The organism is Veillonella sp. HPA0037 (assembly GCF_000411535.1).
Classification (GTDB): Bacteria; Bacillota; Negativicutes; order Veillonellales; family Veillonellaceae; genus Veillonella; species Veillonella atypica.
In genome coordinates, this window is sequence record NZ_KE150483.1 from 1,589,348 (window position 1) to 1,612,753 (window position 23,406).

The 23,406-nt window shown below is 38.5% G+C and carries 18 protein-coding genes; 14 read left to right on the plus strand and 4 right to left on the minus strand.

Going from position 1 to position 23,406, the window contains the following annotated elements; all coding sequences use genetic code 11:
- Positions 1 to 98: 98 nt before the first annotated feature.
- From HMPREF1477_RS07170 to HMPREF1477_RS07195, 5 genes are all read left to right on the plus strand, one after another.
- On the plus strand, positions 99 to 1,097 hold the full coding sequence (locus HMPREF1477_RS07170) for a hypothetical protein (RefSeq protein WP_016476387.1): 999 nt from the start codon (positions 99 to 101) through the stop codon (positions 1,095 to 1,097).
- A gap of 454 nt (positions 1,098 to 1,551) precedes the next feature.
- The gene (gene istA / locus HMPREF1477_RS07175; RefSeq protein ID WP_232197182.1) at positions 1,552 to 2,760 is read left to right on the plus strand and encodes an IS21 family transposase; all 1,209 of its coding nucleotides are present in this window, start codon (positions 1,552 to 1,554) and stop codon (positions 2,758 to 2,760) included.
- Entirely contained in the window at positions 2,744 to 3,499 is a 756-nt protein-coding gene (istB, locus tag HMPREF1477_RS07180) for an IS21-like element helper ATPase IstB (RefSeq protein WP_005382493.1), read from the plus strand. Before istA ends, istB begins: the two co-directional genes overlap by 17 nt.
- Before the next feature lie 258 nt (positions 3,500 to 3,757).
- Positions 3,758 to 4,591, plus strand: coding sequence for a hypothetical protein (locus HMPREF1477_RS07190; RefSeq protein ID WP_016476390.1), 834 nt, complete (start codon positions 3,758 to 3,760; stop codon positions 4,589 to 4,591).
- Positions 4,592 to 4,708: 117 nt separating this feature from the next.
- Positions 4,709 to 4,978 carry a hypothetical protein gene (locus tag HMPREF1477_RS07195; protein WP_016476391.1) on the plus strand — a complete coding sequence of 90 codons (270 nt, stop codon included), beginning with the start codon at positions 4,709 to 4,711 and terminating at the stop codon, positions 4,976 to 4,978.
- A 107-nt stretch (positions 4,979 to 5,085) separates the two neighbouring features.
- Here HMPREF1477_RS07195 and HMPREF1477_RS07200 read toward each other — a convergent pair whose 3' ends face one another.
- A complete protein-coding gene (locus tag HMPREF1477_RS07200; protein WP_016476392.1) occupies positions 5,086 to 6,441 on the minus strand; it encodes a lyase family protein in 1,356 nt (451 codons plus the stop codon).
- 279 nt (positions 6,442 to 6,720) lie between these two features.
- On the opposite strand from HMPREF1477_RS07200, the gene HMPREF1477_RS07205 reads away from it, so the two are divergent.
- Positions 6,721 to 8,805, plus strand: coding sequence for an OPT family oligopeptide transporter (locus HMPREF1477_RS07205; protein ID WP_005375753.1), 2,085 nt, complete (start codon positions 6,721 to 6,723; stop codon positions 8,803 to 8,805).
- Positions 8,806 to 8,815: 10 nt separating this feature from the next.
- On the plus strand, positions 8,816 to 9,643 hold the full coding sequence (locus HMPREF1477_RS07210; protein ID WP_005375770.1) for a hypothetical protein: 828 nt from the start codon (positions 8,816 to 8,818) through the stop codon (positions 9,641 to 9,643).
- Positions 9,644 to 9,853: 210 nt separating this feature from the next.
- Here the strand turns inward: HMPREF1477_RS07210 and HMPREF1477_RS07215 are convergent, their stop codons facing one another.
- Together HMPREF1477_RS07215 and HMPREF1477_RS07220 are read right to left on the minus strand one after the other, a co-directional pair.
- Entirely contained in the window at positions 9,854 to 11,173 is a 1,320-nt protein-coding gene (locus HMPREF1477_RS07215; protein ID WP_016476393.1) for an S-layer homology domain-containing protein, read from the minus strand.
- Positions 11,174 to 11,277: 104 nt separating this feature from the next.
- The gene (locus HMPREF1477_RS07220) at positions 11,278 to 12,903 is read right to left on the minus strand and encodes an S-layer homology domain-containing protein (protein WP_016476394.1); all 1,626 of its coding nucleotides are present in this window, start codon (positions 12,901 to 12,903) and stop codon (positions 11,278 to 11,280) included.
- Between the two features lie 500 nt (positions 12,904 to 13,403).
- On the opposite strand from HMPREF1477_RS07220, the gene HMPREF1477_RS07225 reads away from it, so the two are divergent.
- The 6 genes from HMPREF1477_RS07225 to HMPREF1477_RS07250 all read left to right on the plus strand — a co-directional run bounded on the left by HMPREF1477_RS07225 (position 13,404) and on the right by HMPREF1477_RS07250 (position 21,005).
- Entirely contained in the window at positions 13,404 to 14,141 is a 738-nt protein-coding gene (locus HMPREF1477_RS07225) for a (Fe-S)-binding protein (protein ID WP_005375746.1), read from the plus strand.
- 12 nt (positions 14,142 to 14,153) lie between these two features.
- Positions 14,154 to 15,602: a LutB/LldF family L-lactate oxidation iron-sulfur protein gene (locus HMPREF1477_RS07230; protein WP_016476395.1), complete on the plus strand. Its 1,449-nt coding sequence runs from the start codon at positions 14,154 to 14,156 to the stop codon at positions 15,600 to 15,602.
- Positions 15,602 to 16,330, plus strand: coding sequence for a lactate utilization protein C (locus tag HMPREF1477_RS07235; RefSeq protein ID WP_016476396.1), 729 nt, complete (start codon positions 15,602 to 15,604; stop codon positions 16,328 to 16,330). The genes HMPREF1477_RS07230 and HMPREF1477_RS07235 overlap by 1 nt, the downstream gene beginning before the upstream one ends.
- A 277-nt stretch (positions 16,331 to 16,607) precedes the next feature.
- Positions 16,608 to 17,999, plus strand: coding sequence for a cation:dicarboxylate symporter family transporter (locus HMPREF1477_RS07240; RefSeq protein WP_005375760.1), 1,392 nt, complete (start codon positions 16,608 to 16,610; stop codon positions 17,997 to 17,999).
- A gap of 288 nt (positions 18,000 to 18,287) precedes the next feature.
- On the plus strand, positions 18,288 to 19,841 hold the full coding sequence (locus tag HMPREF1477_RS07245; RefSeq protein WP_016476397.1) for a nitrite/sulfite reductase: 1,554 nt from the start codon (positions 18,288 to 18,290) through the stop codon (positions 19,839 to 19,841).
- 348 nt (positions 19,842 to 20,189) lie between these two features.
- Positions 20,190 to 21,005 (plus strand): nitroreductase family protein, encoded by an 816-nt coding sequence (locus HMPREF1477_RS07250; protein WP_016476398.1) that lies wholly within the window; start codon positions 20,190 to 20,192, stop codon positions 21,003 to 21,005.
- A gap of 66 nt (positions 21,006 to 21,071) precedes the next feature.
- On the opposite strand, the gene HMPREF1477_RS07255 is transcribed toward HMPREF1477_RS07250, so the two are convergent.
- Complete coding sequence (locus HMPREF1477_RS07255; RefSeq protein ID WP_016476399.1) at positions 21,072 to 21,890, minus strand: MetQ/NlpA family ABC transporter substrate-binding protein; 819 nt, start codon at positions 21,888 to 21,890, stop codon at positions 21,072 to 21,074.
- A gap of 253 nt (positions 21,891 to 22,143) precedes the next feature.
- Here HMPREF1477_RS07255 and HMPREF1477_RS07260 point away from each other — a divergent pair, with 253 nt between their 5' ends.
- Entirely contained in the window at positions 22,144 to 23,310 is a 1,167-nt protein-coding gene (locus tag HMPREF1477_RS07260) for an iron-containing alcohol dehydrogenase (RefSeq protein ID WP_016476400.1), read from the plus strand.
- Positions 23,311 to 23,406: the final 96 nt, after the last annotated feature.

The window sequence follows — 23,406 nt, forward strand, 5'->3', positions numbered from 1 at the left end:
ATATAGTATTTTTATAGGTTTTAATTTACGCAAAAGCAGTGGCTTGATAGGATAGTAGATTTATTAAATCATTGTTATTTAGATGAAGATTAAGAAGTATGAGACAGTTTTTAGTTGATGAATTTAGTAAGTTTAAGATTGAAGTAGTAGAGTTAATTCAATATGTAAGTAAATTTAAAATACTTACAATGAATATACAAACTTATCTTTCAATAAATATTTTAGTTTTATTAGGTATAGAAGCAAATATATTTATGTGTTCTGTTCTTTTTGATAAAACATATCATCAAGAGTACTACAATATGTTATTTTATGTAGGGCATACTCTTTATGTTCTTTTCGTTTTTATTACAAATTACATGCGATTGAATTATTATAAAAAAGAATTTTTTAATTGGCTTAATGTCGTTATAATAATTTTTATAATAGTGGTTTTGCTACTGGGGAATAGTATTACTATTTCTAGTTCTAATTTTAGGTTTGCAAGCACTACTGACTATATATTGGGGAATGAGGTACTATGGAGCGTAGATACACCTGAATTGTTCTTTCCTTTTTTGTTCGGGACTCTTCTACTTTTTACATTTGGAATTGACAAATTATGGTCTAACCATAATGTTATTGAAACTAATGGGATTATTTTTGATAATAAAGTTATTGATGTATGGTGGGGAAACAGAAATGATTTAACCGATGGACAGATTAAGACTTTAAAGTTGTATTATAGCCGTCAAGATAACTATCCTTTCTGGGTTGATATTTATAAAAGTATTTTAATAGATAGTCTATGGTTTTATGGTCGTAGTACTGTTCGTCAGTGGCATATGTTTAATGTGTTTTTAGCTTTTATTATGTATAACTTTGTTGTAACTTATACGATTGAGCCATCCATTTTAAGATATGCGTTATACATTTATCTTACATATACTGTAATTACTATGGTGTGTAGACGATTGATAGATAGCAATAGTAGTGTTTTCTGGCTTTTATGTTTGTTTGTGCCTTTAATTAATATATACGTACTATACTTGTTATATAATAAAACTTCGGCCGTATATGATCAGGAAAGTAACTTAATCTTTTATTATCCTTTATAACTAAAAGAGGGGTTGGGATGGAATCTGATAAACTTATATTTCATCTGCCCCCCTTTTCACGTTAATTAAGCAAATGGTTTGAAAATGGCAAGCGTAATAATTTTAATATCAGTATTTATATGGTAATTGGTAGAGAGCATATTCGACGAGATAAATTATGGAGGAATAAACATCAATGAGTGACTCAGATGCTTCTTTATATGATGAAGTTATTGAAGGTTTGAGGTGTAACAGAGAGTTAGAAATATATTATAATGATTCCACATATGGGTGTAAATGATACTCTAAGAATGTACAAAAATGATGATATAAGAATGTACAATTTTAATTGTATCACCGATACTATAGTTGAGGTGATAACAACATGCAATACGTATACGCTATTAACAGTTCATTTACTGTAACATCATTATTAGACTTACCATTATTAAGGGACATTCTGGAGGTTTGCAATTTGAAACCTAATTATAGTTTACTAGGTCGTGAATTAGGCTATGATAGACGCACCATAAAATCTCATTATGAAAATGGAACGCCTGATCCACATCGTCATAAACCATCTATGATTGATAAATTTTATGACGTAATACAGACTTTATTATCTGATGATACACCCCAACAATTTTATTATAAGCGTGTCTTGTGGCAATACTTGGTAGATAACCATGGACTCACAGCTGCTTACTCTACATTTCGCGGTTATATTTTAAAGATACCAGTATTTCAATCCTATTTTGATAGAAAACATACATCGCCTAGTATGCAGCATACGATTCGTTTTGAAACCGCACCAGCTGAACAGGCTCAAGTTGATTGGAAAGAGAATATTAAATTCCTATTGCATGATGGCACACACATAACTTTTAATATATTGCTGATGACATTAGGCTATTCTCGATACAAATTAGCAAAGGTCACTTTCGATAGTACTACTGAAACACTACAAGATACATTGGTAGAATTCTTTGAACAATTACAAGGTGTTCCGCATGTACTATTAACAGATAATATGAAAACCGTGATGGTACAACCGAGGCTAGCTGGAACTAAAGGACAGCTTCATACCAAAGCGGAACAATTTTCAAGTGACTTTGGCTTTACATTTAAGCCGTGTATGGCGCGCCGTCCACAAACAAAAGGCAAAGTAGAAAGCCAAATGAAAATTCTAGATGAAATTCATGCGTACCAAGGAAAATTAACAATACAAGAAGTGGAAGAACAGATTCAAAAAATTATTTTACGTAGTAATCTAGCGATTTCTCAAGCTACAAGACAAATACCGTCTGCACTGCTTGAAAAAGAAAAGGAATCTCTTACCCCACTTCCAACAAAAGTGATAAGAGATTCCTACCGCATAGATCACCCAAAAGCTAAGGTTTCAGCAAGTAATCTCATTAGCTTTCGTGGTAGCCACTATTCTGTACCGCCAGGATATGTGGCCAAATCTATGACCTTAAAGACCATAGATAAGATGCTATACATATATGATAGCACAGAATTGATTGCACAGCACCCATTAAGTGATAAGAAGGTTAACTATTTGCCTTCTCATTATGAGGCACAATTGCAGAAAACAATTCCTTATCTAAGTTCTGAAGATGTGAAAGCTAAAGCAAAATCTAATTTGGAAAAGATAGGAGCTATCTATGACACTACAGACTAATTACCAACGCTTACAAGATAATCTAGCATATCTAAAACTAAAACAATGCATGTTACACCTAGATGAAACAATTGAATTAGCTAATACACAGAGCTTATCTCATATTGAGTGGTTATTGAAGCTGAGTGATTACGAAGTTGATATTAAACGACAAAACGTAATTAACCATATGGTGAAAATTAGTAATTTTCCTCATTTGAAAACACTAGCTGATTTTGAATTTTCATTTCAACCACAAATTAACGAAATGCAAATTAAGGATTTAGCATCATTAGGATTCATGGAACAAGCTGAAAACATTGTATTTCTTGGCTCTAGCGGAGTTGGGAAAACACATTTAGCTACATCACTAGGTATTGAAAGCTCTCGTAACAGACGAAGCACCTATTTTATTAAATGCCATGATTTAATTCAAAACCTTAAGAGTGCAAAAGATGAAGGACGATTAGAAACTCGGCTCAAGCATTATGCACGCTACCAATTACTCATCATTGATGAAATTGGCTATTTACCGTTACAACCAGGTGATGCTAACTTACTATTTCAAATTATTGATAGACGGTACGAAAAGAAAAGTACCATCGTAACGTCTAACATTAATTTTGATGAGTGGGCTACCATTTTACATGATGAGCGAGTAGCTAATGCTATTGTTGATCGATTACTTCACCATGCACATGTGATTAGCATAACTGGAGATTCATACCGGTTACGAAACCATATGCAACAGAAGGAATAACTGTACATTGTACATCGTCAAAATTGTACATTCTTATATTGACATTTACACATATGGGATTGTTACTTATGGGGCGTTATGGCAACTCTGGAAAGATGAGGAGCTTTTAGCAGAATGTAATGATTTTTTACCATTATTAGAAAATCTGTTAATAAATGGGAGGAGTTTAAAAGATATTATAGCGCAGAGAGAGTGTGGATTACTTTTAATGTAAAAAGGCCTGAATTATAATCTAATGAAACTATAGAAGGAATGTAGATGATAGAATTAGAACCTATTAAGCAGATAAAAAGTCCAAGTCCAGAAAATGTTATAATTTTTGCTTTGCGATGTGTAAATTATATGATTATAAATGATAAACTTAATGGTTTAATTGTTTTGGACCTGGAGTGGAGAGAAGTTAATAGAATTTATATAGGCGAACAATTATTACTTATTGAAGCAATTTACACAGATATGGTGAGAAATAAAATTGTATTTAAGTTAGAGTCGTTTTTTTGCTTTGTAGATATTGATGCCCATTTTGTTAAGTTAATACCTATTCCAAAAAATATTAAGGAATTCTATTTTTATCAGTTATATAAATTTAGTGATGACATAATTTTAATGCGTACCAATAAAGGCATAGTATCTTTGTCATTGATTGATTATTCTGTTCGTATTATAGATGAAATAGCAGACTATGATGAAAAATTTGCATATTTTGTTTATGAAAGTGAAATAAGAGAGTCATTTCCTCATAATGAAAAATTAGTGTGTTTGGATACAAATAATATTACGATATTAGATGATCTTAAAAAGATTCAGATTCAAAACCCTATTTCTGTTCTGTATTTTGACGTATTTGTGACTGATAAATATGGTTTAGCTGTTGCAGAGAATCAATTACAGATTTTTAATCTCAATGGAGATATAAAAAGCAAGATATTATCATATAAAAGACCATGGTATGGTGGGCGAGTTGATATAGTTGAAAAAGATGATGGACTTCATTTATATGTTATAAGCCATAATGATTTGGAAGAATTAACAAGTCTTTCAGAATATATAATTCCATTTGATAAGATACCTAATCATGTAGTGTTATTATAAGATTTATATTTAGAAAGTCGTTGCTAGAAATGTCGGTTCTTTTGTGTATCTGTTACGGTGAGTGAGCGTGTGCTACAGATAAAATTAAATCTGATTAAAAAAGGATATAGATAGGTAATGCTTCAGGACTTAATTATAATAATAGGAATAATATTTTTTGCATACAAATTAATTACTCATGAAGGTAAGCTTTCATTAGCTAGAATTGTGGCAATGTTAGGTATGTCTATATGGCTTGGGTTTGGTTTACTTCATGAAGTCGTTTCGATATTTGTATTATTCTTTTGGTCTTCAGTTGTTATGGGGATTTCTTTGATTGGAATATATTATATACCTAGTAGTGAAAATTATGATGCAGTTGAAACAAAAAAGGACGCTATAGTCTAATTTTCAGTAGTATATACTGAATGATTTAGAACTATTGCGTCCTTTTATTTTCCGTTCATTTGAGGTATGAGAGGATGTTATAGATATGTCAAAGAGATGTGAGAGGTTTATTTCATGCGAACTGCTTCAGCGAATTCGTCTTCGGTCATGAGTTTTTCTTCCAAGATGATTTCTTTGATAGAGCAACCGCGTTTGTACGCTTCTTTTACGACCTTAGCACTCTTATCGTAGCCGATGTATGGTGTTAAAGAGGTAGCAATCATAAGGGATTGTTCTACGAAGAATTTAAGTTTTTCAGGTACAAATTCTACACCGTCGATGCAGTGTGTTGTGAAGGAATTCATCGCATCTGCGAGGAGGCGACAGCTTTCAACAAAATCATAGATCATGATAGGCATGTACACGTTCAATTGGAATGCGCCACTGCCTGCACAAAGCGTCATAGTTGTATTGATACCGAATACTTGGGCACATACCATAGCAAGGGCTTCGCATTGGGTAGGGTTAACCTTACCTGGCATGATGGAGGAACCTGGTTCGTTTTCAGGAAGATGCCATTCGCCATAGCCACAGCGAGGACCAGATCCTAAGAAACGAACATCGTTCGCAATCTTAAACAATGTAGTAGCCAATGTGTTAAGTGCACCGTGAGCCATCATGAAAGCATCTTTCAAGGATAGGCCTTGGAATTTGTTGTTTTTAACGCGGAATGGAGCGCCTGTTACCTCTGGTAATACAGTTTCCATAACGTCTAGATAGCCCTTAGGTGTGTTTACACCAGTACCAACGGCAGTGCCGCCAAGGGCAACGTCGAGTAGGTAATCAGCATTTTGAAGGAGCATAGTTTTAGCCGTTTTTAGGCCGTCTACAAAGGCGCTAATTTCTTGGTCCACCATGATGAAAGTAGCATCTTGTAGGTGAGTACGACCAACCTTTTGCAAGCCTTTACCTTTTTCTTGCAATTTTTCAAAGGATACAATAAGGCCGTCCAATGCAGGAATTACGCGTTTTGTAATTTCAAAGTACGCACAGATATGCATTGCTGTTGGGAATGTATCATTTGTACTTTGGCCGCGGTTTACATCGTCGTTAGGATGAAGTGGATTAGCTTCATCTAACTGTTTAGCCCGGTGAGCGATAACTTCGTTCACATTCATGTTTGTTTGTGTGCCAGAGCCTGTTTGGAATACGGTCAATGGGAATTCCTCATCCCATTTGCCATCTACGATTTCATCTACTACTTGAGCAATGAGTTTCGCTTTTTCCTCAGTTACTGCGCCACATTTTGCATTGGTTAAAGCACATGCTTTTTTGACAAGCGCAAGCGCTTTGATTTGTTCAATAGGGATGCGGTGGTCACCGATCTTAAAGTTATTGAACGAGCGTTGCGTTTGAGGTCCGTAAATTCGTCTAGCGTCGACTTCGACTGGTCCCATTGAATCATATTCAATTCTTGTTTCCATAATGTTTACAACCTCCTTAAAAGACATGCCGACCTTATCGTCGGTTCCTCTCTATTATATACAGAAAAACGGAAAAATATAATAGAAAATGATAATAAATACCAATTAGATATAATGCGTGCATGGCTATTACCTTTATACATATTTGATTTATATCTATAAATTTGTGTATACATAGCACATATATGGTTATATTTATTGTCAACATCGCTTTAACACGATAAAATGAATATAGCTTATAGTTAGTTTTATTTAATTTATAAGAGGAGGTAAGTACTTATGAAACATGATTTTATGAGCCATGACCTTCACTTGCCGGAACTTACGTTGCGTGGGATGTTATTAGGTGCATTGATCACTCTAATATTTACGGCATCTAACGTATACTTAGGTTTGAAGGTCGGTTTGACATTCTCGTCATCCATCCCGGCAGCCATTATCTCAATGGCAATTTTACGTTTTTTCAAGGATTCTAACGTTCTTGAAAACAACATGGTACAAACGCAAGCATCTGCAGCTGGTACCTTATCTGCAATTATTTTTATCTTGCCAGGTCTTTTAATGCTTGGTTATTGGCAAGGGTTCCCATTCTGGCAAACATTCTTGATTTGCGCATGCGGTGGTTCCCTCGGTGTGTTATTCACCATTCCATTGCGCCGTGCCATGGTAGTGAACAGTGACCTACCATATCCAGAAGGCCGTGCAGCAGCCGAAATCTTGAAGGTCGGATCTCATAATGGTGGTGAAGTTGCTAAATCTGGTTCCGGTATGGCAGACATCGTTTCCGGTGGTGCTGTAGCTGGTATCATCAGCCTTTGCGCTAACGGCTTCAAAGTTCTTGGCGATAGCATGAGCTTCTGGCTTCCAGTAGGTAGCAAAGGGATTACTCAAATTCCATTGGGCTTCTCCACAGCGTTGTTAGGTGCTGGTTACCTTATCGGTATCGCATCTGGTATCGCTATCCTTGTTGGTGTTCTCATCGCGTGGGCTGGCTTTGTACCTTACTTGACTAATGTATTTGCTCCAGATGGTGGTGCAACTGCAAAATTTGCTATGGGTATCTGGAAATCTAAAGTTCGCTTTATTGGTGCTGGTGCTATCGGTATCGCAGCAATTTGGACATTGATTACCTTGATTAAACCTATCATCGAAGGTATGAAAATTTCCGTTAAATCCATGAACAGCAGCGCTGCTGAACGCGAAACACATCGCATGGATACAGATATGAGCACAAAATCTGTATTGATCGTATTTGCCATCATCCTTATTGGTTTGGTTATTACGTTCTGGGATTTCGTATCCGCTGTACCTATTAGTGCAGGCTTGATGTGGACTCTTGTTGTTGTAGGCGTTGTAGTAGCTTTATTAATCGGCTTCTTCGTAGCAGCAGCTTGTGGTTACATGGCAGGTCTTATTGGTACATCTGCATCTCCAATCTCTGGTATTGGTATCTTGGCGACTATTATTTCTTCTCTAGTGGTATACTTCATCGCTTCTGAAAATAATTTGTTTGCTACCGAAGCAGGCGTTCAATTCGCTACAGCTATGGCTATCTTCATGACATCCGTAGTTATTGCTATTGCATCTATCTCTAACGATAACTTGCAAGACTTGAAAACTGGTCAACTCGTTGGTGCTACACCTTGGCGTCAACAAATTGCATTGTTACTTGGTTCCGTAGCCGGTGCTATTGCGATTGCTCCAGTTCTTAACTTGTTATACCAAGCATATGGTTTCACAGGTGCGTTGCCTCGTGCTGAAATGGATCCAAATGCTGCATTATCTGCTCCACAAGCAACATTGATGACTACAATCGCTCAAGGTATTTTCAATGCTAGTATGGATTGGAATTACATCTTGATCGGCGTTGGTGTTGGCGTAGTAGCAATCATTGTTAACTTGATTCTTAAGAGCACAACTGCTTCCTTAACATTGCCTCCATTGGCTGTTGGTATGGGTATCTACTTGCCTCCAACATTGGAAGTACCTCTTATTATCGGTTCTTTCTTGAGCTATTTCGTAGGTCGTTACCTCATTGCTCGCGCTAAAATGCGTGCCGGTGAATTGGCTGAATACGATGTAGAACAATCTAATCGTCGTGGCGTTCTATTTGCGTCTGGTTTGATTGTTGGTGAAAGCTTGATTGGTGTAATCATAGCTGTTATTATTGTATTGTCAGTTACAACTGGTGGTGGTGAATCTCCACTTGAATTAGTTGGTCCTGAATTTGAAAGTACAGCTGGTTGGTTAGGTCTACTTGCTTTCATCTTCTCTGCACTCTATCTAGTTCGTCGTGTTGTAACTCACAAATTTGATAAAGCAGAAGCTCTCGCTATGAAAGCAGAGCAAGAACAAGCAAAGTAAGAGGTTAACCATGAAATTAAAACAGACTGTTCTCATCATGATGGCTGCCGCATTGCCACTCACATCTATGGCAGCCGCTAGTGAAACGATTCCTGTAACAAAGGATACTGGTGCTGTAGTAGCACAAAATAATCGTCACGATGTGACATATCGTCTCTCTAGCACGGCTACGCCAGAGCAAAACAAAAAATTACGTTCCGTAGCGAATAAAACTGATCGTGGTACTATCGAAGTGGTAGCACCAAATGCAGACCGTTACATGGACCGTAAAGAGGTAGGCGTATCTCCTGTAGATGCGACTACAGATCATTTGAATCTCGTATTCCCAGAGGTTAAATCTGTTAGCCCTATCGTTGAAAAAGCCATCAATACAACGATTAAGAAATACGTGTCCAAGGTTCAAAATGACACTCAAAAATTGAACGAAAAAGAATCCAATAAAACGAATGTCATCATGTACTATGATGTAAAAACGGATAAAAATGGTATCTTTAGCGTTTTGATTCACACCTATACAATGCGTGATGGCGATGCAAATGGTGTAAATTATGTAAAAGGCTTTACATTCAATACTACAACAGGTCGTCAATTATCCTTGTATGATCTTGGTGGTTTGAATAAGAAGGAACTCGTTAATGCTATCAATAATAATCAACAAGTGAAGGATGCAGTTGGTGCGAATGCTACATTCGACAAAATGCCATCTGAATTCTACACAACTGAAGATTATTCGGTAGTGATGATTCTTCAACAAGATGTGGATACAATCCATAGTGCTGGTACCGTGTATGTACCAGTTGGCAATTTGCGCGACCGTCAAAATGATGTGACCAAATAACAAAACTAACTATATGTGTCTGTATTGTTAAACAATGCAAGGTGCGTAGCACCAAAAAGGGTACACAGACTGTTTTATGTGGTATAGAACTTAATACTTACTAAAAAGCCCCTCCGCGATGTGCGGAGGGGCTTTTGTGTGTATTGTCCTGTATGAAGACTAGGGGGGGATAGGAGAAAAAAAGACAGCCCCGAAGGGCTGCCTAACAGATTATTTTGTTGGTTTTAATGGTAATGGGAATTGGATTGTCGTAGTCGGAATTTCCTCAGGCGGTGTTTGAACAATTACCTTCTTACCAAATTTCTTTTTGAATGCCTTTACTGTTCCAGGTTGTACAGAATCAGCCGTAATAACTAATACAGATGCATCATCTGTTGGTAAAATACTAATGATTTTACCTTGAGGTTCTTTATTTTGATAAAGCGCCAATGCATCGGATTGGAGGTCTTCTAATTGGGCTTGTGTCAATTTGCCTTGGCTTACAATTAATGCATTATCGAGTTGTGGATCGTGAGCATCAGCTAGTGCTGTATGAACTGTATCAAAGTGTTTTTTGTCCACTACAGAAACGTGCAATTTACCTTCCTTCCAGAAGAGAGCACCGTCGTTTCTAAATTGTGTGAAGTCTTGACCATAGTGAAGGGCGTGGCTGATGACATTGGATGTTTTTCGTTCCACTTGTTGACGGTAGAGCGCATTGTGGAATGCCAATGCTTGTGGTGTTTGTGTCATACGGTAGGAAATTTCAGCCGCCTCTGCACGGGTTACGTATTTTTCTGGGTTAAACATCGTGCCTGGTGCATAGTTGGTAAATCCTAAGTATGCTAATTCACGCACTGCGTCTTGTGCCCAAGGGGCTACGAATTTTTGGTCCCCATACGCTACTTGATCGAGTACAGTAGGGTCATCTGTTGTATAGCCTAGATAATGTAGGTAGTTATCTGCTACCACAGCAAATTCTTGGCGGGACATATATTTTTCAGGTTTATATGTAGTGTCGCCATAGCCAGAGATGATATTCTTGCGCGCTACTGATTCAATAGCGAGGGCAGACCAACGGTCGGATGTAATATCTTTAAAGTGACTAGAGATGAACGCTGCTTGGCCATCATCGGTAATGTTATTGAATAGGGAGGCCACTTCTTCGCGTGTCATTGGTTGATTAGGACGGAATGTGCCATCCGCATAGCCTTTCATCAATTTAGCCTTTGCTACGGCACTAATTGATTTAGAAGCCCAAAAATCACTTGGTACATCGGAGAAGATGTATGGTCGCACATCTTGGATATCCTTTGGAGACGTAACAACGCCGGAGCGAAGTTGTTGGTTGACAACAGTATTAGCAGGTACAGCAGTTTTGTTTTGTTCAGTAGCTGTTGTATCTTGAACTGTTGCCGTTGTTGTTACAGTATGTTGCGCTGGATTAGCGTTTGGTGTTTGTGCCGGTGTAGCGGCAAATGCCATACCGGATGTAGTAAGTAAAGCGGACAGGATGAGAGCCCGTAATGTGTGTGTTGATACCTGTTGCATACATATCCTTCTTAATCATGTGGTAAATATATCAAAAACAGCGTTAGATAACGCTGTTTTTGAAGTCCCCTTAAGGACTAAAGTATATCGGAGTTTTGTCGCTATTAGCGTTTTACAGTCATTTTAACTTTGGAACCAAATACCTTGGAAATACCTTGTTGTGTTTCTTTGCTTGCAGTGCTAACTACAGCGTATAATTGATTGTTTTCAACGTCTGGGAATACGGCGATAATATTGCCACCTTTTTCGTTTTTGCTGTAGTAGTTACGGAAATTAGATTCGATAACATCGTATTCAGTTTGGCTGTATTGAGATGGTTCAACTACTACATAGTTGTTGATAGTAGAATTACCTTGGCTTGCCAAATTAGCTTTTACTGTATCCAAATCGGAATTAGATTTCAAAGCTACGTGCAATTGATTGTCTCTCCAGTACATAACACCATAGTCTTGGAACGCCTCTGGTGTTTTATATGTTTTGTTGAGTTGAGTGAATACATTGTTTTCCAATGTTTCTTGTTGTTTTTGATCGAGTGGTTTTAATGTGCTGCGACGTACAGGTCGAACGATGCGTGGAGATTGTTCTGCTTTAGACTCAGAAACCTTGTCAGATTTTTTAGCTTTAGCTTCTTTTTCTACCTTTTTCGCATCAGCATCAACTTTTTTAGCATCAGATTTCACAGCAGCATCAGCTTTTTTTGCATCTGCCTTTGCAGCAGTATCTACTTTCTTAGCATCCGCTTTTACGTCTTTAGCGACTTCTTTTTCAACGGTTTTTGTTTTGTTTTCAACCTTTTCAGTGTCTTGCTTGGCATCTTCTTTAATAGTGGTAGCCTTGCTAGTAGTAGGGGCTGTTTCACCGTTTAAGATGCGGTTTAAGATTGTTGCCGCTTGTGCACGTGTTACAGGTTGTGTTGGGTTGAAAGCAGTTGTTGCACCGGATGCTACATAGCCGCGTTGTGCCATGTATTCGATATCCGCTACATATGCTTTGGAAATGCTAGCACTGTCTTTGAATGTAACCTTTTCGGATTTTACAGGTGCATCAGGTTTTATTTTCTTTACTAAATTAGCTGCGGAAGCAACGAATTCTTCGCGGTCCATTGCTTTAGCAGGGGCAAATGTAGATTTTGTTGTACCTTCCATAACGCCAGCAGCACCAACTAATTTAATAGCTGTGTTGGACCAACGGTCGCTTTCAACATCGGAATAGGAAACGCCATTTTCTTTTGTTACTAAGTCAGCAAGTTCTTGCTCGTTCATATTGTGTTGCAACACTTTGCCGTAAATGGCTGCTGCTTGTTCACGAGTAATACTTTTACCAGGGCGGAATGTGTTATCTGCATAGCCGGATAAGTAGCCAGCCTCTGTCATTGCTTGGATAGCATCGCGAGCCCAGTTATCTTTTGTATCTGGGTATACGCCAGCTGGCAATGTTTCTTTAGCCTTTGCAGGAGCCTCAGATTTTTGTGTTACTTTTGCAGTTGTTGTAGTTTTATCTGTAGTTGTAGTAGATTTAGCTGTCGCTGCTGGTGTAGTTTTCGCAGCAGTTGTTTTTGCATGTGTTGTCTTAGCAGTTGTTTTTGCAGCAGTTGTAGTATGTGCAGATGCTTTTGCATTCGTTACAACTGGTGTTTTCGTAGTTGTTGTAGTTTCTGCATGAGCCATGCCGAATGTAGATCCTAGCGCCAATGTAATCGCTAGAGATAAGGACAATTTATTGAGTTTCATGAGAAAGCTCCTTTCAAATTACGTTTATATACATAAATTATAGCACTTTTATGAAATAACCACTACTATAAGAAAATGTAATATATAAGGATAAAAATTAGATGAATAATGGTGAAAGTTACATTTTCATTATAGCAAATGAGAATGGTGCAATTTTGGGACTAAAAAATATCTACTTGATAAACATTTGCAAATAAAGAAAACACGGGAGTTATAGAAAAAATTTATAAAGCAGTACGTGAGTGTGATAAAAATCAATTTTGATTATTACTTTTAGTCATAAGGATATGATTTATACAACCCTAAATACGAATATAGCAATTGCTTGGACATTTATGGTACCCTTATTTATAATTATATCGAAATGTTCTTTAAATATAACACTTTAAAGATCGTCAATTTATTGTATAGGCTGATAATTTGTGAAATTTTATCGACCTAAATGGATACATATCAAAATTTTTTTTGAGTTAAGTACTAGAAAAGTTGAGGACGAAAATATGAAAATTCATCTTTTCCAACAGTGTTTGATTGATATGTTCTACCCTCATGTTGGCATGGCTGGTGTAGAAGTACTTGAGAGACTAGGTTGCGACCTTGTAGTGCCTAAGAAACAAGTATGCTGTGGACAAATGTTCACTAACTCCGGTTACAATGATGCGGCTATGGATGCTATTAAGAATACAATCGAATGCTTCGAAAACGCTGACTATGTAGTCAGCATGTCTGGCTCCTGTGCCTTTGCTATTCGCGATGAATACCAACACTTCTTGGAAGGTCAACCTGAATGGCAACAACGCGCAGAAAAATTGAGCGGAAAAATTTATGAATTCACTGAATTCATTACCGATGTATTGGGTGTAGAAGATGTTGGCGCACGCTTTGACGAAACTGTTACATACCATACATCTTGCCACGTAACTCGCTTGATGGGTGTAAAAGAACCACCTTTCAAACTCCTTCGCAATGTAAAAGACCTTAAGTTGATCGAATTACCTCGTGCAGACCGTTGCTGTGGTTTCGGCGGTACATTCTCCGTTAAAAACCCAGAAATCAGCGAAGTAATGACACGCGAAAAAGCTTTGGAAATCGCTAGCACTGGTGCTAACGTAATTTCCGGTTCCGACCAAGCTTGCTTGATGAATATTGCAGGTATGCTTGACCGTCTTCATAAAGATGGTGAAATCGATCGCCGTATCAAAGTAATGCATATTGCTGAAATCTTAAACTGCCGCTAAGGAGGAGACGACATGGCACTTATATATGACAATCGCCCCTATAAAACACGTATAAATGAATGTTTGGCTGACGATTTCAAAGTTGCAGCTATCAAAAAAGCACAAGACGTGTTTTATGATAAACGTAATACAGTAGTTGCGGACGTTCCTGAATGGTTAGATTTCCGCGCAGAAGCAGCTAAACTACGCGATCACGTACTCAACAATTTGGACTACTATGTAAACCAATTCGCTGAAAACGCTGAAAAAGCTGGTTCTAAAGTTCACTTTGCATTTGACGATAAAGAAGCGACTCAAATCGCTTTAGATATTCTTCGTGAACGCGAAGCTAAAATGATCGTTAAATCCAAAACTATTTTAACAGAAGAAATTGGTTTGAACGAAGTTCTTGAAGAAGCTGGTATCGAAGTAAACGAAACTGACTTGGCCGAATTCATTTTGCAAACAGCAGTGAGCCCTCCATCTCACATCGTTGTACCAGGCCTTCACTTTGAACGTAATAAAATCCGCGAAATTTTCGCAGAAAAATTAGGTTATACAGGTACTGAAAACCCTACAGAAATGACGCATTTCGTACGTGGTTATGTACGCGAACGCTTCTTGAAAGCAGATGTAGGTGTTAACGGCTGTAACTTTGCCGTTGCTGCATCCGGTACATGTACAATCGTTTCTAACGAAGGTAACGGTCGTATGTCTAGTTCCATTCCTAAGACTCAATTGATCTTCTTAGGTACAGAACGTATCGTTCCTGACTTTAAAGCTCTTGACGTTATGATGGAAATGTTGAACCGCTCTGCAGTAGGTGCTAAAATTTCCAACTACTTCTCCATGATGACTGGTCCTGGTCGTAAAGGTGAAGCTGATGGTCCTGAAGAAACTCATATCATCATCATTGATAACGGTCGTTCCGGTATCTTAGGTGGTACATTCCAAGAAATGCTACGTTGTATCCGTTGTGGTGCATGTATGAATATCTGTCCTGTATACCGTCACATCTCTGGTCACGGTTACGGATCTGTATATCCAGGCCCAATGGGTGCTGTATTGACTCCATTGTTCAAAGGTTACGAAGTAGCAGGCGATCTTCCATATGCTTCTACATTGTGCGGCGCATGTACAGAAAACTGTCCAGTTGCAATTCCATTGCATGAATTATTGATGGAACATCGTCACATCATGGCAGACATTGAAAAAACTCGTCCAAAAGCAGAAGAAGCAATCTTCACAGCAGCTGCTAAGATGTTCGGTAATGCTACATTATTCGACCTTGGTACAAAAGCTGGTGCTATCGGCATGAACTTGATTAGTAATAAAGAAGGTAATATGCCTGCATGGACTCAAGCTGTGCCTGTAATGAATGGCTGGACTAAGTCTAAAGAATTGGGTTCCTTGAAATTCAAGAAATTCCGCGATTTATATGCTGAACATGAAAAGAACAAGAAGAAGAAGGAGAAAAAATAATGGATGAAGCTAAACGTAAACAATTTATTGCACGTTTATCTCGTGCATTAGGCCGTGATCAAGAAATGTGCCCTGCATATGTAGAGGATTTTGATTACAGCCATGGTCCTCAAGAAACTATGTTCAAAGATTTGAATAAAGATCAAATTTTGACAATGTTTAAGGAACAATGTCAACGTGTTGGTACAAAATTCGTTGAAACTACACCTGATAAATTAGGTGAAACAATTTTGGCAGCTATCGAAGACTGGGGCAATGGTAAGATTGTATTCCCAAGCACTCCTGAAGTAGACGAATATAAATTAAAAGAATTATTCGAACAAGATGCAGCTAAAAATGGCGGCACTCGTACATACTTCCAATGGGACCCAGCTAAAGGCCGTGAAGAATGTATTTCTAATACTGCAAATGCAGATATTGGTATTACATTCCCATACTGCGGTATTGCTGAAACAGCTACTGTAGTACAAGCATCTGGCGAAGAATCTGGTCGTGCTATCAGCTTGTTGCCTACAACTCACATTGCTGTATTGTACACTGATACAATCAACCCACGCATGACACAAACAATGGAACATTTGGCGGAACGTTACCACAATGATCCAGCTAATTTCCCTACAAATATCTGCTTGATTTCCGGTCCGTCTCGTACGGCTGATATCGAGCTCGTTACTGTAGATGGTGCTCATGGTCCTATCCAAGTAACTTACGTTTTGGTTAAGCGCTAATACATTAACTACGTATAGCTATAACTGAATCACTTTAAAGGTGATCTTCCTTAGGAAGGTCACCTTTTTTATATGTGTTGATTTCTATTATGGTGTAGAGCTCTCTTAGAACCGTATAGGCTCCTGTAGAGCGATGGAAATTAACATGTTTATGGAGCTTGCGGATTCTGCATAGATAAACTCATAAAATTCGTATTGTTTTACTTGTAAAATTTTCGATATATGCTATACTAAGTTCATAACCTATTATTTTAATATGAATTAAACGAGGTGTATTATGAATATTCCATTCTTTACGGATTACCTCATGCTAAGCAATTCATTGAGTATTGGTATTATCGCAGTGTTTGTACTTGCCTTAATCGGTATTTATGTATTGCAACGTAAGGGTACATCCTTTGGTAATCTTGTTATTATTGGTACTATTATTGGTGCCGTATTAGGCGTAGCAATTCAAGTTATTGCTGGTTTTCCTGATGATCCGTCTAAGGTGGTCTACATCAAGGAAAGTACGAAGTGGTTCTCCCTTGTGGGTGGTGGGTTCATCGACTTAATCCGCATGCTTGTTATTCCTATCGTATTTATCTCCATCGTCCATGTTATTTTACACATGGAGGCAGGGGCTAATCTTAAGAAGTTAGTGGTTGCCATGGTGTCCACTAACCTCGGCATGGTGGCTGTAGCCGCTATCGTAGGCCTTATCCTCGGTAATGCTTTTGGATTAGGTCAAGGTTTTGATATCGTTGAGTCCGGTAAAAAAATCCGTGAAATCAAACCGATGGTGGATACATTCCGTGCTTTGATTCCTAGCAATCCTATTCAAGCTGCTGCAGAAACAAATGTTATTGGCATCGTAGTATTTGCCATCATCTTGGGCAGCGTAGCCCGTCTCTTAAAACAAACGGGCACCAATAACATGGAAATCTTTACAAAGTTATTTGATGAGCTTCATCAATTGATTTCCTGGGTTGCCGATTTCATTATTGGCCTTATGCCATACGGCGTAGTTGCTTTATTGGCATCTACATTGGCGACACGTGGCTTGCAAGCTATCCTCGATATGGGACTTTTCGTAGTATTGCTTTACGTAGGTCTTTTGATCATGTTCGTCGTTCAAGCTATCTTAATTGCTAGCTTTGGTTACAACCCGATTACATACTTTAAAAAAGCGAAGGCTCCATTACTGTTGGCCTTCACATCCCGTTCCTCTATGGGCGTATTGCCATTGACTGTTGAAACATTGACAAAACGTCTTGGCGTAAATGCTACAACTGCTAATACAGTAGCATCCTTTGGTACTACTGCAGGCATGCAAGGTTGTGCCGGCGTATTCCCAGCTCTTGTGGTAGTTTACATTTCTAATGTAGCGGGTATTCCATTTGACTTGACAATGTACATCATGAGCGTTATCGTTATCGCTATTGGTTCCGTTGGTATTGCAGGTGTTCCAGGTACTGCTACAATGGCTGCATCCGTATCCCTTAGTGGTACTGGTCTTGGTGCATACTTTACATCCATCAGCCCAATCCTTGCTATCGATCCATTAATCGACATGGGACGTACATGCTTGAACGTATCCGGTTCCTTAACAAATGCACTTGTGGTAGATAAAATTATGGGTACCATTGATAAAGATGCGTATAACAATCCTACACAAGGTGAGGAATAATAGTTAAATAATCATATTGATTGTGAAAGCAGCAGACATTAGGTCTGCTGCTTTTTGCGTAGTTGGACTATGTGTTGTAGTAGAATGCATAGATTGTAATGCAATTGAATGTATACCCTTCTTCGGTGAAATCGAAAATAATTATTATTACATTTTGTAATATCAAAATACAAATATTTATATACATAATTGTGACTATGGATACGTTTTCAAGTATTACATAAGCGTATAATGTACATATAAAAGTTTCTATATATGCTTAATAAATATAAGCCAAGAGGTAGTACTATGATTACAGAAGAAGTAAAAGAACGTTTAATTGCAGATTATCCAAAGTTTGAAGATATGACACGCAAGTTTTATAAGAAAGAGATGTCTATTGCGGATTATAAGGGCCAGTCCGGCGCATATGGTAGCTACGCCGAACGTGGTGCTGCTACGGGTATGAGCCGTTGGCGTTTTAATTGTGGTCGCATCAAACAAGAACAAATGCGATTCTTAGCAGATACTATCCGCAAGTACAATCTTACACATATTCATTTCACAACCGGTCAATGCTTACAAATGCATGGACTCGATGGGGAAACTATTTTACAACTCTTCAAGGAATGTTATGAACATGGCATTTATAATCGCGGTGCAGGCGGCGATAATCCAAATGTAGTCGCCAGTATCTTACGTGGCATTGATCCTCGCGAGACCTTTGACATTTCACCATATGCGGCAGCCATTAGCGAATTTCTTATGGAGCAAATGTTTTATATCAAGATTCCCCGTAAATTTAAGATGGGTATCGATAATGGATTTGATAGCACACCACATGCTACCTTTAAGGATCTGGGGTTCAATTTAACAAAACATCATACCTTTGATGTATATGCGTGTGGTGGTATTGGTCCTAATCCTCACATCGGTATTCCCGTAGCCCGTGATGTGCAACCTGAGGATGTTTTGTATCATGTGAAAGCTATGCTCATGGTATTTGCAAACCATGGTAACTTTAAAAATCGCGGCAAAGCACGTACCCGTTATATGCCTGCAGAAATGGGGGGCGCGGAAGCTTTCATCAAAACCTATGAAGAAACATTGGCAATGGTGAAAGAGGTTGAAAAATTGACCATTAATCCTGCAGATTATGCTTATGAAATTACGAAGACGGGCAAGCGCGATGATTCGGTAGAAAATCATCGTATTCATCGTCAAAAACAAGAAGGTCTGTACTTTGTAGAATACCACCCAATTGGTGGCGATGCGAACGTTGAACATATATTGGCGGCCCTTGATTATGCTGTTACATTAGACCAAGTGGAGGCTCGCATTGCACCGGATGAAGCCTTGTTTTTCATCAATTTGACTGCTGACGAAGCTAGAAAAATTGCGGAATTAACAGATGATAGCGCACGCGATGATTTTCGTCGTTCCGTATCCTGTGTGGGCTCTACAGTTTGTCAAATCGGAATGCAAGATTCTAATGGCTTGCTAAAGGCTGTCTTTGATCATCTTGAAGAAAAAGGTATTGATACGAAAAAATTGCCGCGAGTACATATTTCTGGTTGCCCACATTCTTGTGGGACTCATCAAATTGGGGAAATTGGATTTCACGGTGCTGTAAAACTCGTAGATAAGAAACCACAACCTGCTTTCATCATCGTAGATGGTGGTTCAGAACATATGGGTTCTGAAAGTTTTGGTAAAATGGCTGGGAATATTGTAGCTGCAAAAATTCCAGCATTTATGGAGGCGTTAGCCAATATACTTAATGAGGCACCAGAAGCGGACTTTGGTTCTTGGCGATTGACTCATAAGACTCAATATATGGAACTTGTAAAAGCATTTGAGTAAATATGCTTTCCGCTTGTGATAGGGCCCCAGCAATTGAGCAGATATTATGTCGTTTGCTATGGGGCCCCGTTTCACTACGACAACTTAATTAAAAATAAAACTAGGTATCTCCTTGCTCCGTCCTTCGTAAAGTCGCTGCAGAAATACCTAGTTTTATTTTTATAACACCTGCTATGAATTAGTCCCATAGCAAGCAAGTATATTCGTACTTTTTTAACTAGGTTGTAGAAATGAAATGGGGCCCCATCAAAATAGGGAGAATAACCTTGAAAAGCATATGTTGCCTAGATAACCCTTGATTGATTGTGTTATAATAGGCTTTATAGTAGTGTTTGGAGGATTTATCAGATGTTATTTACCGTCAATACAGAAGTCTGTACACGATGCGGCCTTTGCGTAGCTGACTGTCCGACAGGCTTGCTAGTGATGTCCGAGAATGGGCCTGTGACTGGCAAGGGAGGTTGTATCTCCTGTGGGCATTGTATTTCCGTATGCCCAACGCTTGCTCTTGATAGTGATATGACACCACGTAAAGAGCAAATCGATATCACAAAAGAACAAAAATTAACGCCAGAGCAAGCTGAGTTATTCTTGCGCAGCCGTCGTTCCATTCGTAATTATCAAAATAAACCAGTTCCTGCTGAATTGATTCGCAAGGTATTGAATGTGGCTCGTATGGCGCCAACTGCGACAAATACGCAAGGAATTTCATATATCGTAATTCGTGATAAACAAAAATTACGCCGCATTGCAGATCTCGTTCTTGAGTGGATGCATTTAGCGGCAAAAACTGTGCCCATTATGCGTCTTTATGCTCGTGCAGCACAAGCTGAAGTGGATAAAGGTAAGGAATACATCTTGCGCGATGCGCCTGCGTTAGTAGTGGCTATCGGTTCTAAAAAGGATATTCATCGTACTCACGATAGTGGTCATTCTTGCTTGTCTTATGCAGAGTTGTATGCACCAACATTAGGATTAGGTACTTGTTGGGCAGGCTTCTTTGAACATGCAGGCGAAGCAGAATATGAACCATTATTGGAGCTATTAGGTGTACCTGAGGATAAAATCATTGCTGGTGGTATCTTAATGGGCTATCCAAAGGTTCGTTACCGTAATATTGTGGAACGCCAACCATTGGATGTTACATTCGACACTGAAGAATAAACGTAATTGATACTAAAGAATAAAATAAAAGCGATACTCTAAAAAAAGTTAGAGTATCGCTTTTTGTTAGTTTGCAGAGGTAATGCTACCTTTGAAAGTATCGTTGATGAATTGTTTGATTGCATCAGATTTGTAGATGTCTGCAATTTTTTTGTATGTTTCGTTATCTTTGTCTTGGCTACGTACAGCAAGTATCATAACAGCTAAAGGTTCATCCTTTGGCTCTAAGAAGAATCCTTGTTTTTCTACGTTAAGGCCCGCACTTTGAACATAGTTCATAGGGATAGCTGCTACAGCTACATCGTCAAGGCTACGAGGCAATTGAGCTGCTTCCAGTTCTTGAATCTGTAGGTTTTTAGGGTTAGACGTAATATCTGCTACTGTTGCTTTAAAGCCAACGCCCTCTTTCAATGTAATGAGGCCCGCTTTAGCAAGTAATGCGAGACCGCGACCGCCGTTTGTTGGATCGTTAGGAATAGCTACGATAGCGCCATTTGGTACATCTTGTGCACTATGTACAGAGTTACTATACAATCCCATAGGCATTAAAATCGTTTTGCCAATAGCTACAAGGTCGGAACCATTTTGTTTGTTAAAGTTTTCCATAAATGGAACGTGTTGGTATGCGTTGAGTTGGATATCTCCATCAGCCAATGCTTTGTCTGGTGTTACATAATCGGAGAATTCCACAACCTTAAGGTCGATACCTTGCTTTTGAGCCTCTTTTGCAACTGCTTCAGCTACTTGAGCATGAGGGCCTGCAGTAGCACCGATTTTAATTTCCTTTGGTGTCTGACTAGATTGATTTGTATTTATGCCACAGCCTGCGATGGCGAATGCTAAAACGCCAACGAGAAGCGGGGCAATAAATTTCTTTAATTTCATGTGAACATCCCTTTCTATATACATATAATGGATATATCCTATCATGTAAATGGGGTTTTGTATATAGATAAAAATATAAGGGTTGGATATAGATTAAAACTATGGCTCCTACGATGATTGTAAAGTAGAGTTATTAAGTAATTGAAAGTAGCGTTATCTAGACATATCTAAAAAAATCGAAATATGATATAATACAGATAAGTTTTATACAATTAAAGCGGTGGAATACAAACATAATACTTAGGAGGTCCCTATGTTTAACTTTGATTTTTATAATCCTACACATATCGTATTTGGTAAAGATCGTTTAGGTGAATTAGATACATTGGTATCAAAGGATGCAAAGGTGCTCATTACTTACGGCGGTGGATCTGCTGTGCGCAGTGGTCTGATTGATCGTATTGTGAAAGCCCTTGGCAACCGCAAGGTAGAGCAATTCGGCGGTATTGAGCCAAACCCATCCCTTGAAACGTGTGAACGTGCAGTAGCTTTCATTAAAGAACATGGAGTAGATTTCGTTCTCGCTGTAGGCGGCGGTTCTGTAGTAGACGCTACAAAACTTATCGTTATGGGCGCTACTTATAATGGACCTGTCATTGAAGTTATGAAAGCTGGTGTACCAGAGGTTCCGGTGGAAATGGTACCAAGTCCATTACCATTTGGTACAGTTATGACGCTTCCAGCGACTGGTTCCGAAATGAACAATGGTGCCGTTATTACCTATGGTGATGGTAAATACCCTGTATTCAGTAGCTTAGTATTCCCTAAGTTTTCCATGCTTGATCCTACGTTGACTTTCACATTGCCTGAAAAACAAGTCAAGAACGGCGTCATCGATACTTTTGTACATACTACAGAGCAATATTTAACATACCCTGTGGAAGGCCGTATTCAAGATCGTTTCAGCGAAGGCATTTTGAAAACTATGATTGAAATCGGTAAAGAAACGGTAGAAAATCCAGAAAACTACGATATTCGTGCTAATCACGTGTGGGCTTCTACCTTGGCATTAAACGGCTTGATTGGTGCCGGTGTGCCACAAGACTGGGCCACACATCTTATCGGTCATGAATTGACTGCTGCATACCATCTTGACCATGGGATTACATTAGCTATCGTATTGCCTGCATTGTTAGAAGTGAAAAAAGCAGACAAGCTTGAAAAATTGGCACAATATGCTACGCGCGTATGGCATATCACAGAAGGTACAACAGAAGAAAAAGCAGATAAGGCTATCGCTAAAACGCGTGAATTCTTCGAGTCTCTTGGCGTATCAACGCATTTAAAAGACTATGGTCTAGGCGAAGAAGCAGTTGATAAAATTGTAAAACAATTAGAAGGTCATGGTATGACTCGACTTGGTGAAAAAGGTGATGTCACACCAGAAGTGGCTCGCGAAATTTTAACGCGTGCCTTATAATTAGTAGAATAGTGTATATATTAGAAAAGACACCTGGTAGGTGTCTTTTCTTTGTACATTGTATGGAGAATATGATGGTATTATATACATTTTATG